This is a genomic window from Halomonas sp. AOP43-D1-4 (assembly GCF_052446175.1).
Taxonomy (GTDB): domain Bacteria; phylum Pseudomonadota; class Gammaproteobacteria; order Pseudomonadales; family Halomonadaceae; genus Vreelandella; species Vreelandella citrativorans.
In genome coordinates this window covers 342,553-355,157 of record NZ_JBQSVY010000002.1, presented here as the reverse complement: position 1 = coordinate 355,157, position 12,605 = coordinate 342,553, and the positions used below count along the sequence as shown (strand labels likewise).

The 12,605-nt window shown below is 58.2% G+C and carries 12 protein-coding genes and 1 pseudogene; 7 read left to right on the top strand and 6 right to left on the bottom strand.

Features of this window, described 5'->3' with window-relative positions:
• The 6 genes from ureA to ureG form a co-directional block, all read left to right on the top strand.
• A partial coding sequence (gene ureA / locus ACT3RQ_RS03575) for an urease subunit gamma (RefSeq protein ID WP_444625962.1) occupies positions 1 to 212 on the top strand: 212 nt, incomplete at its 5' end.
• Between the two features lie 80 nt (positions 213 to 292).
• Positions 293 to 613 carry an urease subunit beta gene (locus ACT3RQ_RS03570; RefSeq protein ID WP_087110727.1) on the top strand — a complete coding sequence of 107 codons (321 nt, stop codon included), beginning with the start codon at positions 293 to 295 and terminating at the stop codon, positions 611 to 613.
• Positions 610 to 2,325, top strand: coding sequence for an urease subunit alpha (gene ureC / locus ACT3RQ_RS03565; RefSeq protein WP_192527747.1), 1,716 nt, complete (start codon positions 610 to 612; stop codon positions 2,323 to 2,325). Before ACT3RQ_RS03570 ends, ureC begins: the two co-directional genes overlap by 4 nt.
• 401 nt (positions 2,326 to 2,726) lie before the next feature.
• Positions 2,727 to 3,269, top strand: a complete 543-nt coding sequence (ureE, locus tag ACT3RQ_RS03560; protein ID WP_444679997.1) for an urease accessory protein UreE — start codon at positions 2,727 to 2,729, stop codon at positions 3,267 to 3,269.
• Positions 3,259 to 3,969 carry an urease accessory protein UreF gene (locus tag ACT3RQ_RS03555; protein ID WP_087110732.1) on the top strand — a complete coding sequence of 237 codons (711 nt, stop codon included), beginning with the start codon at positions 3,259 to 3,261 and terminating at the stop codon, positions 3,967 to 3,969. Before ureE ends, ACT3RQ_RS03555 begins: the two co-directional genes overlap by 11 nt.
• Positions 3,970 to 3,981: 12 nt before the next feature.
• On the top strand, positions 3,982 to 4,614 hold the full coding sequence (ureG, locus tag ACT3RQ_RS03550; protein ID WP_087110734.1) for an urease accessory protein UreG: 633 nt from the start codon (positions 3,982 to 3,984) through the stop codon (positions 4,612 to 4,614).
• Between the two features lie 416 nt (positions 4,615 to 5,030).
• Here ureG and ACT3RQ_RS03545 read toward each other — a convergent pair whose 3' ends face one another.
• Genes ACT3RQ_RS03545 through ACT3RQ_RS03525 form a run of 5 tightly spaced genes read right to left on the bottom strand, consistent with a single transcriptional unit; the run spans position 5,031 to position 11,070 of the window.
• Positions 5,031 to 5,279 carry a formate dehydrogenase subunit delta gene (locus ACT3RQ_RS03545; protein WP_087110736.1) on the bottom strand — a complete coding sequence of 83 codons (249 nt, stop codon included), beginning with the start codon at positions 5,277 to 5,279 and terminating at the stop codon, positions 5,031 to 5,033.
• Positions 5,280 to 5,307: 28 nt separating this feature from the next.
• Positions 5,308 to 6,147, bottom strand: coding sequence for a formate dehydrogenase accessory sulfurtransferase FdhD (gene fdhD / locus ACT3RQ_RS03540; RefSeq protein ID WP_087110738.1), 840 nt, complete (start codon positions 6,145 to 6,147; stop codon positions 5,308 to 5,310).
• Positions 6,144 to 9,026, bottom strand: coding sequence for a formate dehydrogenase subunit alpha (gene fdhF, locus ACT3RQ_RS03535; RefSeq protein ID WP_087110740.1), 2,883 nt, complete (start codon positions 9,024 to 9,026; stop codon positions 6,144 to 6,146). The genes fdhD and fdhF overlap by 4 nt, the downstream gene beginning before the upstream one ends.
• On the bottom strand, positions 9,023 to 10,579 hold the full coding sequence (locus ACT3RQ_RS03530; RefSeq protein ID WP_192527745.1) for a formate dehydrogenase beta subunit: 1,557 nt from the start codon (positions 10,577 to 10,579) through the stop codon (positions 9,023 to 9,025). Before ACT3RQ_RS03530 ends, fdhF begins: the two co-directional genes overlap by 4 nt.
• Positions 10,576 to 11,070, bottom strand: coding sequence for a formate dehydrogenase subunit gamma (locus ACT3RQ_RS03525; RefSeq protein WP_087110744.1), 495 nt, complete (start codon positions 11,068 to 11,070; stop codon positions 10,576 to 10,578). Before ACT3RQ_RS03525 ends, ACT3RQ_RS03530 begins: the two co-directional genes overlap by 4 nt.
• Before the next feature lie 156 nt (positions 11,071 to 11,226).
• Here ACT3RQ_RS03525 and ACT3RQ_RS03520 point away from each other — a divergent pair, with 156 nt between their 5' ends.
• The gene (locus ACT3RQ_RS03520) at positions 11,227 to 12,294 is read left to right on the top strand and encodes a substrate-binding domain-containing protein (protein ID WP_192527783.1); all 1,068 of its coding nucleotides are present in this window, start codon (positions 11,227 to 11,229) and stop codon (positions 12,292 to 12,294) included.
• 150 nt (positions 12,295 to 12,444) lie between these two features.
• Here ACT3RQ_RS03520 and ACT3RQ_RS03515 read toward each other — a convergent pair.
• Positions 12,445 to 12,579, bottom strand: a pseudogene (locus ACT3RQ_RS03515) (TRAP transporter large permease subunit); the annotation flags it as partial.
• Positions 12,580 to 12,605: the final 26 nt, after the last annotated feature.

Sequence of the window (12,605 nt, the reverse complement as noted above, 5' to 3'; positions counted from 1 at the left end):
ACTATCCCGAAGCGGTCGCGCTGATCAGTTTCGAGATTATCGAAGGTGCTCGGGACGGTCGCAGTGTGGCGGATTTGATGAGCTACGGGCGCGAGATTCTGAGCCGTGATGACGTGATGGAAGGCGTGGCCGAGATGGTCGACGAAGTCCAGGTCGAAGCCACTTTTCCGGATGGTACCAAGCTCGTGACGGTTCACACGCCTATTGTGTGAGGGGTGAGGAGTGAATGGTTAGGGGTAAGCGGTATTACTCCTCACATCTTACTCCTCACAACAAAACAAGGAGTAAGTAGATGATTCCCGGTGAGTATCAGTTAAAAGAAGATGATATTGAGCTATGCGTGGGGCGTGAGCGCATCACGGTGGACGTGGCGAACACCGGTGACCGGCCGATTCAGCTCGGCTCCCACTACCACTTTGCTGAGGCCAATCCCGCGCTGGTGTTTGATCGCGACAAGACCCGCGGTTTTCGCCTCGATGTGGCCGCAGGCACAGCAATCCGCTTTGAACCTGGCCAGACCCGTGAAGTCACGCTGATTCCGTTTGTGGGTAAGCGAGAGATCTACGGCTTTCGTGGCGAGGTGATGGGACCGCTGGACGGAGATAAACAATGAAACCGGGTAACAAGATTAGTCGGCAGGCCTACGCCGATATGTACGGCCCCACGGTAGGCGACCGGGTGCGCCTGGGCGATACCGAGCTGTGGATTGAGGTCGAAAAAGACGCCACCCACTATGGCGACGAGGTCAAATTCGGCGGCGGCAAGGTGATCCGCGATGGCATGGGTCAGAGCCAACGTAACGATGAAACCGTCATGGACACCGTCATCACTAACGCGCTGATTCTCGATTGGTGGGGCATCGTCAAAGCCGATGTGGGGCTACAGAACGGACGTATTGCTGCGATTGGCAAAGCGGGCAACCCAGACGTGCAGCCCGATGTGGATATCGTGATTGGCCCCGGTACGGAAATTATCTCGGGCGAAGGCAAGATCCTGACCGCGGGCGGCATCGACGCGCATATCCACTTTATCTGCCCCCAGCAGGTAGACGAAGCGCTGATGAGCGGTGTCACTACCATGCTGGGCGGCGGCACCGGCCCGGCCACCGGGTCGAATGCCACCACCTGTACGCCGGGCGCGTGGCACATTGGCAAAATGCTTCAGGCGGTGGATGACCTGCCCATGAATATCGGCCTGCTGGGTAAAGGTAATGCCAGCCTGCCGGAAGCCTTGGAGGCCCAGCTGGAAGCGGGCGCCATGGGCCTCAAGCTTCACGAAGACTGGGGCACAACGCCCGCATCAATTGATACCTGCCTGAGCGTGGCCGAGCGCTATGACGTGCAGATCGCCATTCACACCGATACGCTTAACGAATCGGGCTTTGTGGAAGATACTTTGGCGGCGTTTAAAGAGCGTGGCATTCACACCTACCACACTGAAGGCGCGGGCGGCGGACACGCGCCGGATATCCTCACTGCGTGTTCCAAAGAGTACGTACTGCCGTCATCGACTAACCCCACGCGGCCCTACACGGTGAACACCATTGATGAGCATCTGGATATGCTCATGGTTTGCCACCACCTGGACCCCAACATTCCCGAAGACGTGGCGTTTGCCGACTCACGCATTCGCCGTGAAACCATTGCTGCCGAAGATATCCTGCACGATTTGGGCGTGATCTCAATGATCGCCTCCGACTCTCAAGCCATGGGGCGGGTAGGCGAGGTGGTCTGCCGCACATGGCAAACCGCGCACAAAATGAAAGTACAGCGTGGCTTGCTGCCTGAAGATGAAGCGCTTGGTGCCGATAATCTGCGTGCCAAGCGCTATATCGCCAAGTACACCATCAACCCGGCGATCACCCACGGTATCGCTCACGAGGTGGGCTCTATTGAGGTAGGCAAGCTTGCCGATCTGGTGCTCTGGAAACCGGCTTTCTTCGGCGTTAAGCCGTCGCTGATTTTAAAAGGCGGCATGATCGCGGCAGCACCCATGGGCGACCCTAACGCTTCAATCCCCACGCCCCAGCCGGTTCATTATCGACGCATGTTCGGCGCTTTTGGCCGCGCGGCCAGCCAGACCCGGCTCAATTTTGTCAGCCAGGCGGCGATTGATGCAGGCCTCAAGGAGCGCTTGGGGCTTCAGAGCACGCTTGCCGCGTGCAAGAACGTACGCGGGGTGCGTAAGAAGGATATGAAGCTCAACGATGCCTGCCCCGAGCTGACCGTGGATCCGCAGACTTATGAAGTGCGCTGCGATGGCGAGCTGTTAACCTGCGAGCCCGCCACAGAGCTGCCGTTGGCTCAGCGTTATCATTTGTTCTAGATGCAACCCCGGCAGCGCTGCGCACTGCATCGCTAGCTGAAGCTACTCCTACAGGGGGGCATGCACTTTAACCGGTAGGAGCTGAGTTCCACTCGGCGATGGCGGCGCAGCCGCCCTTGGGTGACGGGGCGCGGTGCATGGTGTTAGCCACCAGCCTTGGCAGCGCTGCGCACTGCATCGCTAGCTGAAGCTACTCCTACAGGGGATGCATGCACTTTAACCGGTAGGAGCTGAGTTCACTCGGCGATGGCGGCGCAGCCGCCCTTGGTTGGCATGGCGCGGTACATGGTGTTAGCCACCAACCCGGCAGCGCTGCGCACTGCATCGCTAGCTGGAGCTGCTCCTGCAGGGCGTAGGCTGATTGGAAAGGTTCAATGTATTGGGCGATTAAGAGGTTAATGATGCTGAAACTGATAGAACGTTTAGGCCCGGTGGATGAAAGCGCAGCCAGCGATACGCTCACACTTCCCTTTGAACTGCGCATCCGTGGGCGCCTAAAAGCCGAAAGCGACAATGGCCAGGCGCTGGGGCTATTTTTAGACCGTGGCCCCGTACTGCGCAGTGGTGAAGGGTTAAAAGCGGAAAGCGGCGAGGTCATTCGCGTATGCGCCGCCATTGAACCGGTAGTGACCGCACGAGTAAGTGCTGGCTTACCCCTGGCGCGGTTGGCCTACCACTTGGGCAACCGTCATGTGCAGTTGGCGCTGGGCGAAGACGAGCGCGGCGGCTGGGTACGCTTTCCGCCCGATCACGTGCTGGAGGAGCTGGCTGAACTGCTGGGCGCAACGCTTGAACGTCACGCGGCCACGTTTGATCCAGAGCCGGGCGCCTATAACCAGGTGGGTGGACATGGTCATTCACACAGGCACTCGCATGCTCACGACCACGACCACGACCACGACCACGACCACGACCACGACCACAGCCATCACCATGCCCACTGAATCCGCAGCGTTGGGCAGCCAGCCTGATCTAGCCCTGCTCGGGCTGATGCAGCTAGTCAGCCCGGCACTGCCCATCGGGGCCTTTGCGTTTTCTCAAGGGCTGGAAAGTGCCTTTGAACTTGGCTGGGTTCACGATGAGCAGACGTTGGCCGAGTGGCTTTCCGGCGTGCTGGAAGATGGCCTGACCCGCTGTGAACTACCGGTAATTGTCCGCTTATATACGGCGTTTACGCAGCACGACAGCGCGGCGATTGCCCAGTGGGATGGTTGGCTGAGTGCCACGCGGGAAACCGCCGAGCTTGCCGCTGAAGACAGTCGCTTGGGAGCCTCTCTCAAGCGGCTGTTGGGTAGCCTTGGCCTGCTACCCAGTGAGGGCTTACTACCGTCCTTGTTACCGGTTCAGCCGGGCTATGTCACGCTGTTTGCGTTTACCGCCCATGCGCGAGGCGTAAGCATTCGTCAGGCGCTGATCGGGTTTGCCTGGGCATGGCTTGAAAACCAGCTGGCGGTGGCCTGTAAAGCGCTACCTCTTGGGCATACGGCCGCTCAGCGGATTATCGAACAGCTGCGATCGCCGCTGGTTAGCGCGGTAGATGAAGCATTAACGCTCGACGATCACGACCTTGGCCCCATATTGCCGGGGCTGGCGCTAGCCAGTGCCCTACACGAAACTCAATATTCACGCCTATTTAGAAGTTAGGAGATACTTACCATGACTCACTGTTTACGTATTGGTGTGGGCGGCCCCGTTGGTTCGGGTAAAACGGCGCTACTCAAGCAGCTCTGTCTGGCGCTGCGCGACTATTACGATATCGCGGTGGTGACGAACGATATTTATACCCGCGAAGACGCTGACTTTCTGCTTAAGCATGACGCCTTGGCCGCTGATCGCATTCTGGGCGTCGAAACCGGGGGGTGTCCGCATACGGCGATTCGTGAAGACGCCTCGATGAACCTGGCGGCTATCGATGAATTACAGGCGCGCCATCCTAAGCTTGAGCTGGTATTGGTAGAGTCTGGGGGAGATAACCTTTCTGCGACGTTTAGTCCCGAGCTTTCTGACCTCACGCTTTATGTGATTGATGTCTCGGCGGGAGACAAAATTCCGCGTAAGGGTGGGCCGGGGATTACCAAGTCGGATCTACTAATTATCAACAAGATCGATATCGCCGAGCAGGTGCACGCGTCGTTAGAGGTAATGGAGCGTGATTCAAAGAAAATGCGCGGCGAGCGGCCCTTTGTATTTACCAACCTTTACGATGGCGTAGGGCTTGAAGAGATTGTTCGCTTTATTCTTGATAAAGGAATGCTGGATGAGCGGCGCCCTCAGGCAGCGCTGGCGTAGTGGTTGAAACGCTGTCTTTGAACGTTCGCTGTTGAAAATCCGCTGCGGGACAGCCGCTATTGAGACATGGCTGCCAAAGTAACGTGACGTTAAAAAGTAAAATGCAGTGCAATAAAAAGCTGCCATGACCAGGCGGTACAAGGTCATGGCAGCTAAACTGTAGGTCGGCATCTTTGCCAAAAACGGGCCATCCTTGGCCACCACATCCACACAGTGCACCTTATGCTCGGTAAACACCTTAACTTGGGTTATGGAAACAGGTTTATATTCTAAAATAGCAACTAGTAGACTCGAAATGTCCGATTTTTAACGGAAATAATGATTTTTATTAACTTTTGCTAAAACCATTGAGCTTCTCGTGTAAGTCGCTGTGGCAAGACTAAAAGCTAATGTTATTGAGCTTTTATTGTGATGTGCTAACGAGAGACTTGCTGTTCTGATAGCCGGGTAGCCAGCAGTGTTGCAGCGCGGCGTGCCAAGGGGGAAAACTCCACGCTCTCAAGTGCCAGGCTGGCAACAAGGCGCTGCTTCATTGAGCGTGCCCAAAAGGTTTCCAGGTGACGGCAGATAGCCGCTGCTGCTGCCTCTTCATCACGACCGCTGCCCAGGTTGGTGGCGATCTGGTTAGTCATACGGACCAAATTGGCATCGTTGTTGTTTGACATAGGGTCTCTCCTCAACGCGGTAAAGGGCTCAGCCCTTGGCAGTGACAGGGCGGTGATAAATTACATGACGGCCTGGGCGTGCAAAACCGGCTAACAGAAGACCTGCTGCCTGCGCCTGTTCAACGGCCAGGGCGGTAGCTGCCGAGACGGCAACCAGCGCGCCGATCCCCACGCTTGCGCACTTGTGTACCATTTCATAGCTGGCTCGGCTGGAAACTAGTACAAAGCCCTCCTGGAGTGGTACGTCATCGCGTGCCAGCGAACCGATCAGTTTATCCAGTGCGTTGTGACGACCCACGTCTTCACGCACTCTTTGTATACGCCCCTGCAGATCACACCAGGCCGCGCCATGCACGGCGCCTGTTGCTTCCTTTAGAGGCTGATGGTCATCTAGCGTACAAAGCGCATGCTGAATGGCTGTGTCGTCAAGGTGTGGTGCACTCACCGTAGGGATGGGCCGAATGGCCTGCTCCAGGGCTTCTGTACCGCACAGCCCACAGCCGGTACGCCCGGTTGTGCTACGGCGGCGTTGTTTAAGCTCGGCCAGCCGCTGGCTGGCAATGCTTAGGTGAACCGCCAGGCCTTGAGCCTCTTCATGAAGCTCAAGGTCGTAGCACTCGTGAGAGTGGGCCAGGATGCCTTCAGAAAGACTGAACCCCAGGGCCAGATCTTCAAGATGCGAAGGACTTGCCATCATGACCGCATGGGAAATGCCGTTGTAGACCATCGCTACCGGCACTTCTAGCGCTAGCGCGTCCTCCTGCACAGTAGCGCGCCAATTGGCCGCGCTACTGTGGACTTCAACCGACTGGCGCGCCAAGGCGTCAGCCGGTTGCGCGGGTGCGTCGCGTTCACGCACTGCACTCATGACGCCTCCTGCTGCGCCTTGGCCAAGTGGCCACGCTGGGCCTTGTCAAAGGAGGAGAAACGCTGCTGCCAAGCGGAGGGCTGGCTGACTTTTTCTACTTGCACGGCGGTAACCTTGTATTCGGGGCAGTTGGTGGCCCAGTCCGAATTATCGGTAGTAATCACGTTGGCGCCACTACCGGGATGATGGAACGTAGTGTAGACCACCCCCGGCTGCATTCGCTCGCTCAGCCGCGCACGGAGCACCGTATGGCCTGATCGGCTGGTAATGCCGAGCCAGTCGCCGTCGCGCACGCCACGTAGCTCGGCGTCGCTTGGGTGCAACTCTAATATGTCCTCATCGTGCCAGTGTTGGTTGTCGGTGCGACGGGTTTGGGCACCCACGTTGTATTGGCTAAGAATCCGCCCGGTGGTGAGCAGCAGTGGGAAGCGGCGGGTGGCGCGCTCCTCGGTGGGCACGTATTCGGTAATCGCAAAGCGCCCGAGGCCAATGGGGAAGTTGATTTCGTGCATGGTCGGCATTCCCTCAGGATACTCGGCATTACACGGCCACTGTAGGCTGCCATAGACTTCCAGCTTTTCGTAGCTCACCCCGGCAAAGCTCGGCGTTAGTTGAGCGATCTCGTCCATGATTTCAGAAGGATGCGCGTAGCGCATCGGGTAGCCCAGCGCGTTGGCCAGGTCCTGGGTGATTTCCCAATCCTGCTTACCGGCTAGCGGTGGCATGACCTTGCGTACTCGGTTGATACGTCGTTCGGCGTTGGTGAAGGTGCCGTTCTTCTCCAAAAAGCTGGAACCCGGTAGAAGTACATGGGCGAATTTGGCCGTCTCGTTCAAGAAGATATCCTGAACAATCAGGCAGTCCAGCGAACGCAGCGCAGCCTCAACGTGCTGCGTGTTGGGGTCAGACTGGGCGATATCTTCGCCCTGCACGTAAAGCGCCTTGAAAGTTCCTTCGATGGCGGCATCGAACATGTTGGGAATGCGCAGCCCCGGTTCATCGTCGAGCTTGACGCCCCAGACGCTTTCAAAGCGGCCACGGGCAATCGGGTCGGCCACGTGCTGGTAGCCCGGCAGCTCATGCGGGAAGGAGCCCATATCGCAGGAGCCTTGCACGTTATTCTGGCCGCGCAGCGGGTTCACGCCCACGCCTTCACGGCCAATATTGCCGGTGGCCAGGGCCAGGTTGGCAATTCCCATCACCATAGTGGAGCCTTGGCTGTGCTCGGTCACGCCCAAGCCGTAGTAAATGGCGCCGTTGCCAGCAGTGGCGTAAGTGCGCGCTGCCTGTCGCACAGCCTCGGCGGGCACGCTGGTAATCGCTTCGCTGGCTTCCGGAGAGTGGCGCGGGTCGGCGATAAACGTGCGCCAGCTTTGGTACGCTTCGGTGTCGCAGCGGCTAGCCACGAACGCCTTGTCTTCAAGACCTTCAGTGACCACCACATGCCCAAGCGCGTTGATCAGCGCGACGTTGGTACCAGGGCGCAGCGGCAAATGCTGGGCGTCGCTCAGGTGAGGCGTTTTGAGCAGATCGATAGAGCGTGGGTCAGCGACGATTAGCTTCGCGCCCTGTCGCAGGCGCTTGCGCATCAACGAGCCAAATACCGGGTGGGCATCGGTGGGGTTGGCGCCAATCACGATAATCGCGTCGGCTTTCATTACCGAGTCAAAGGTCTGGGTGCCGGCAGATTCGCCCAGCGTGGTTTTCAGGCCGTAGCCGGTGGGCGAGTGGCAGACCCGTGCACAGGTGTCGGTATTATTATTGCCAAACGCTGCGCGAATCAGCTTCTGCACCAGGTAGGTCTCTTCGTTGGTGCAGCGCGATGAGGTGATACCACCAATGCTCTCGCGGCCATGCTCGGCCTGAATCGCTTTTAGGCGATTAGCGGCAAACCCAATGGCTTCTTCCCAGCTGGCCTCGCGCCAGGGCTGGTCGATGCTGTCGCGGATCATCGGCGTGGTCAGGCGGTCGGGGTGAGAGGAGTAGCCGAACGCAAAGCGCCCCTTCACACACGAGTGGCCGTGGTTAGCGTCGCCGCCCTTGTAGGGCACCATGCGCACCAGCTTGTCACCTTTCATTTGCGCTTCAAACGAGCAGCCCACACCACAATAGGCGCAGGTCGTGACTACGCTGCGGTCCGGCACGCCGTGATCAATGACGCTGTTTTCCATCAGCGTGGCGGTCGGGCAGGCCTGTACACAGGCGCCACACGAAACGCAGTCTGAATCCATAAACGCTTCGTCTTGCCCCGCGGCCACTTTGGAATCAAACCCGCGACCGTCGATGGTCAAGGCGAAGGTGCCCTGCACTTCCTCGCAGGCGCGCACGCAGCGGGAGCAGACGATGCACTTGCTGGGGTCGAAGCTGAAGTAGGGGTTGGAGGTATCTTTGGTGGCCTGAAGATGGTTCTCACCGTCAAACCCATAGCGTACTTCGCGAAGACCAACGCTGCCCGCCATGTCTTGTAGCTCGCAGTCGCCATTGGCCGGGCAGGTCAAACAGTCCAGCGGATGGTCGGAGATGTACAGCTCCATCACGTTGCGGCGCAGTTTGGCGAGTCGCTCGTTCTGGGTGGTCACCTGCATGCCTTCCACCACGGGGGTGGTGCAGGAGGCTGGCAGCCCACGGCGGCCCTCTACCTGTACGGCGCATAACCGGCAAGAGCCGAACGGCTCCAGGCTGTCGGTGGCACATAATTTGGGAATATTAATATCGGCCAGCGCCGCTGCACGCAGTACCGAAGTGCCTTCCGGCACCGTGATGGTAATACCATCAATTTCCAGGTTCACCAGCGCCGTACCCGTTGGGAAAGGCGTGCCCAGGTCTTTATCGTGGGCGGCGCTTCTGGCGTACTGTTTGGGGTCAAAGTGTCCGATCATGATCTGTCTCCGTTCGCGGCCCGCTGAAAATCGTCAGGGAAGTGGTTCAGGGCGCTTTGCACTGGGAAGGGGGTCATGCCCCCCATGGCACAGAGCGAACCATCCACCATCGTTTCGCAGAGGTCATGGAGCAGGGCGAGGTTGGCCTCGCGGTTTTGGTCGGCGCGGATACGATCAATCACTTCCACGCCACGGGTTGAGCCGATACGGCATGGCGTACACTTGCCGCAGGACTCCACCTTGCAGAATTCCATCGAGAAGCGCGCTTGTTCGGCCATATCCACGCTCTCATCAAACATCACCACACCGCCGTGACCTAGCACCGCGCTCTCGGCGGCAAAGGCTTCGTAGTCCAGCGGTAAGTCCCATTGGGATTCCGGCAGGTAGGCGCCCAGCGGGCCTCCCACCTGCACGGCACGCAGCGGTTTGTCGCTTAACGTGCCGCCACCGAACTCCTCCATCAGGGTGCGCAGCGTGGTGCCGAAGGCAAGTTCCACCAATCCGCCGCGCTGAACATTACCCGCCAGCTGAAGTGCCAAGGTGCCCCGCGAGCGGCCCATGCCATGCGAGGCGTAAGCCTCAGCGCCTTCAGCGAGGATAAACGGCACGGCGGCCAGCGAGAGCACGTTGTTAACCACGGTAGGAAGGCCGAATAGTCCTTCAATAGCGGGCAGCGGTGGTTTGAAGCGTACCAGGCCGCGCTTGCCTTCCAGACTTTCGAGCAACGAGGTTTCTTCACCGCAAATGTATGCCCCAGCGCCCAAGCGCACTTCCAAATGAAAAACGCGGCCACTGCCACACAGGTTCTCACCCAGATAACCGGCCTGTTCGGCATGGGCGATGGCCTCGTCAAGAATCTCCTTGGCCAGCGGGTATTCTGAACGCAGGTAGATGTAGCCTTGGGTTGCGCCTACTGCAAGCCCGGCAATCGTCATGCCTTCAATCAGCAGGTAGGGGTCGCACTCCATCACCAACCGGTCGGCGAAGGTGCCGGAGTCGCCTTCATCAGCGTTGCAGACGATATACTTTTGATCGGCCGGTGTGTCCAGCACCGTCTGCCACTTGATGCCAGTAGGAAACGCCGCCCCACCGCGCCCGCGCAGCCCAGAGGCTTTTACTTCCTCAACAATGTCCTGTGGCGCGCTTTGCAGCGCTGCCTCCAGACCGCGAAACCCACTATGCGCCCGGTAATCTTCAATCGAGAGTGGGTCGGTAATACCAATACGGGCGAACGTCAGGCGCTGCTGGCGAGCGAGGTAATCGATCTCTTCGGTTGGCCCCAGGGCCAATGAATGGGTGATGCTGCCCTGCAGCATGCCGCTGTCCAGCAGCGCGGGGATATCGGCAAGTGCCACCGGGCCATAGGCAAAGCGGCCGGTGGGTGTTTCCACCTCAACCAGCGGCTCAAGCCAGGCAAGCCCGCGTGAGCCGTTGCGCACCAGCGTAATGGGTTCACCATGGGCAGCGGCTTCTCGTGCCAGCCGGTTGGCGATGGCATCGGCGCCCAGCGCCAGCGCGGTGGTATCTCGGGGTACGAAAACACGAATGCTCATGCGATTACCTCCAGCGGCCTGGTTTGCAGCTCATCCAATAATGCATCGAAAGCTTCAGGCGTTACCCGACCGCGCACGCCATTATCCACGCGAACGGAGGGGCCACAGGCGCAGTTGCCCAGACAGTAAACGGCCTCAAGGGTGATATCGCGGTCGCTGGTGGTCTGGTGGTAATCGATGCCCAGGCGCGCTTTGGCGTGAGCCTCAAGCTGGCGCGCGCCGACGGCCTGGCATGCCTCGGCGCGACAGATCTGCACCACGTGGCGACCCGGCGGTGCGGTCCGAAAGTGGTGATAAAAGCTAATGACCCCGTGTACTTCAGCGCTGGTCAGCTGTAATGACTCGGCGATGAGAGGCACGGCATCCGGAGGAATAAAGCCGAAGCGGTCCTGGAGGGCATGAAGAATCGGCAGCAACGCGCCTGGTTTGTGGCGTAGCGCATTGATCTCGGCCTGAATCGACTGCGACGACCATTCTCGAGACTCATTCATCATGTCTCTCCTGGTGCTGATTTATTATTTAGTAAACATGCACAGCTCTGCCTATTTTAAGCGATGTGTTAAAAAGAGCGTGCACCACGGTCAGTGCAACGCTAGCATCAACGCTATAAGTACAAAATATGAAAGATTATGCCTATGAAAAAAGCCATGCAAAAAATCAGCGTTATCCCCTCTTGGTGCTTTCGCGATGAGGAGGGTAATCAGCTTGATATACATCTACTTCGCTTGCTTGAAGCGGTTTATCGGCGGGGAAAACTCACGCTCGCCGCAAGCGATGTCGGCATCTCGTATCGCCATGCTTGGAACCTTTTGCGCCAGAGTGGGGAGTTCTTTGGCGTACCGCTGGTAGAGATGCAGCGTGGGCGCGGCGCACGGCTTTCACTGCTAGGTGAAAAGTTGTTGTGGGCCGAGCAGCGTGCGATTGCCCGCCTGGGGCCGCAGCTGGAAAGCCTGGGGTCTGAACTGAACCTGGCGATTCAACAGCAGCAGCAAGGGGCGCTATCGGTGTTGCGGCTGCACGCCAGCCATGGTTTTGCTGTCGAGCTACTTCCCAAATACCTGCACGAAATACCCCTGGACTTACAGTACTGCAGCCCGCAAGAGTCGCTGACGGCCCTTCATCGGGGCAGTTGCGATGTGGCGGGTTTTCATCTGCCGCGTGGCAAGGTCGGTGAGCGCGTACGCGATACTTACCAAGGGCTTTTAAAGCCGCGTCAGCACCGAGTGATTGGCTTTATCGCCAGGACTCAGGGGCTGATGGTGGCGCCGGGTAATCCGCTTGGTATCACGGGGGTCGCATCGCTGGCTGATAAGTCCGTGCGGTTCGTCAACCGCCAGGCTTCGTCAGGCACGCGCTCGCTGCTGGACTGCCTGTTAAAAGAGGCGGCGGTTTCCAGCAAAAAGATTCGTGGGTTTGAAATAGAGGAGTTTACCCACTCTGCGGTAGCTGCTTACGTCGCCGCTGGCATGGCTGATTGCGGCTTTGGTGTAGAGGCTGCCGCTCAAAAGTTTGGGCTTGATTTTTTACCGCTGGCTATCGAAGACTATCTTTTGGCCTGCCATCACCGTTCATTAAAAGAACCACGGCTATGTGCCTTTCTGAAGGCATTGCAGGGTGAGCCCTTTCAGGAAGCGGTCAAGCGCCTGCCGGGTTATAGCCCAAGCCAGTGTGGTGAGGTGATGCGGCCCGAGGATGTACTCACGGCAAAGAAATGAGTGCTCTGTTAAACACCAGGAGACAGAAAAGCAGAACTTCGCTTATCCAGCGATCAATAACCCAATCAACGGCCCGCCCTCAACGCAAGAGCGGGCCGTTTGCTCACCCTGGAGCGTTGGATGGAGGAACGTTTAGTAGCTGGTAATCCATAAAATGATGCCAAACCAGATGGGATCAAACCCCAGGCTTGTGATCATGGGAAACGTAATAGGCAGCGTCATTAGCAGTAGTGTTATGCCATCAAAGAAGCAACCCGGTACGATATAAATGATAACAATCATCAGCTGCCAATCGCGGCAAACATGATAGA

What these genes read in the sequence shown, in the direction of transcription:
- ureE (WP_444679997.1), top strand. Translation starts at nt 2,727, where the DNA reads ATGCTGAAACTGATAGAACGTTTAGGCCCGGTGGATGAAAGCGCAGCC.
- ACT3RQ_RS03520 (WP_192527783.1), top strand. Translation starts at nt 11,227, where the DNA reads ATGCAAAAAATCAGCGTTATCCCCTCTTGGTGCTTTCGCGATGAGGAG.
- fdhD (WP_087110738.1), bottom strand. Translation starts at nt 6,147, where the DNA reads ATGAGTGCAGTGCGTGAACGCGACGCACCCGCGCAACCGGCTGACGCC.
- ACT3RQ_RS03570 (WP_087110727.1), top strand. Translation starts at nt 293, where the DNA reads ATGATTCCCGGTGAGTATCAGTTAAAAGAAGATGATATTGAGCTATGC.
- ACT3RQ_RS03530 (WP_192527745.1), bottom strand. Translation starts at nt 10,579, where the DNA reads ATGAGCATTCGTGTTTTCGTACCCCGAGATACCACCGCGCTGGCGCTG.
- ureC (WP_192527747.1), top strand. Translation starts at nt 610, where the DNA reads ATGAAACCGGGTAACAAGATTAGTCGGCAGGCCTACGCCGATATGTAC.
- ureG (WP_087110734.1), top strand. Translation starts at nt 3,982, where the DNA reads ATGACTCACTGTTTACGTATTGGTGTGGGCGGCCCCGTTGGTTCGGGT.
- fdhF (WP_087110740.1), bottom strand. Translation starts at nt 9,026, where the DNA reads ATGATCGGACACTTTGACCCCAAACAGTACGCCAGAAGCGCCGCCCAC.
- ACT3RQ_RS03555 (WP_087110732.1), top strand. Translation starts at nt 3,259, where the DNA reads ATGCCCACTGAATCCGCAGCGTTGGGCAGCCAGCCTGATCTAGCCCTG.
- ACT3RQ_RS03545 (WP_087110736.1), bottom strand. Translation starts at nt 5,279, where the DNA reads ATGTCAAACAACAACGATGCCAATTTGGTCCGTATGACTAACCAGATC.
- ACT3RQ_RS03525 (WP_087110744.1), bottom strand. Translation starts at nt 11,070, where the DNA reads ATGAATGAGTCTCGAGAATGGTCGTCGCAGTCGATTCAGGCCGAGATC.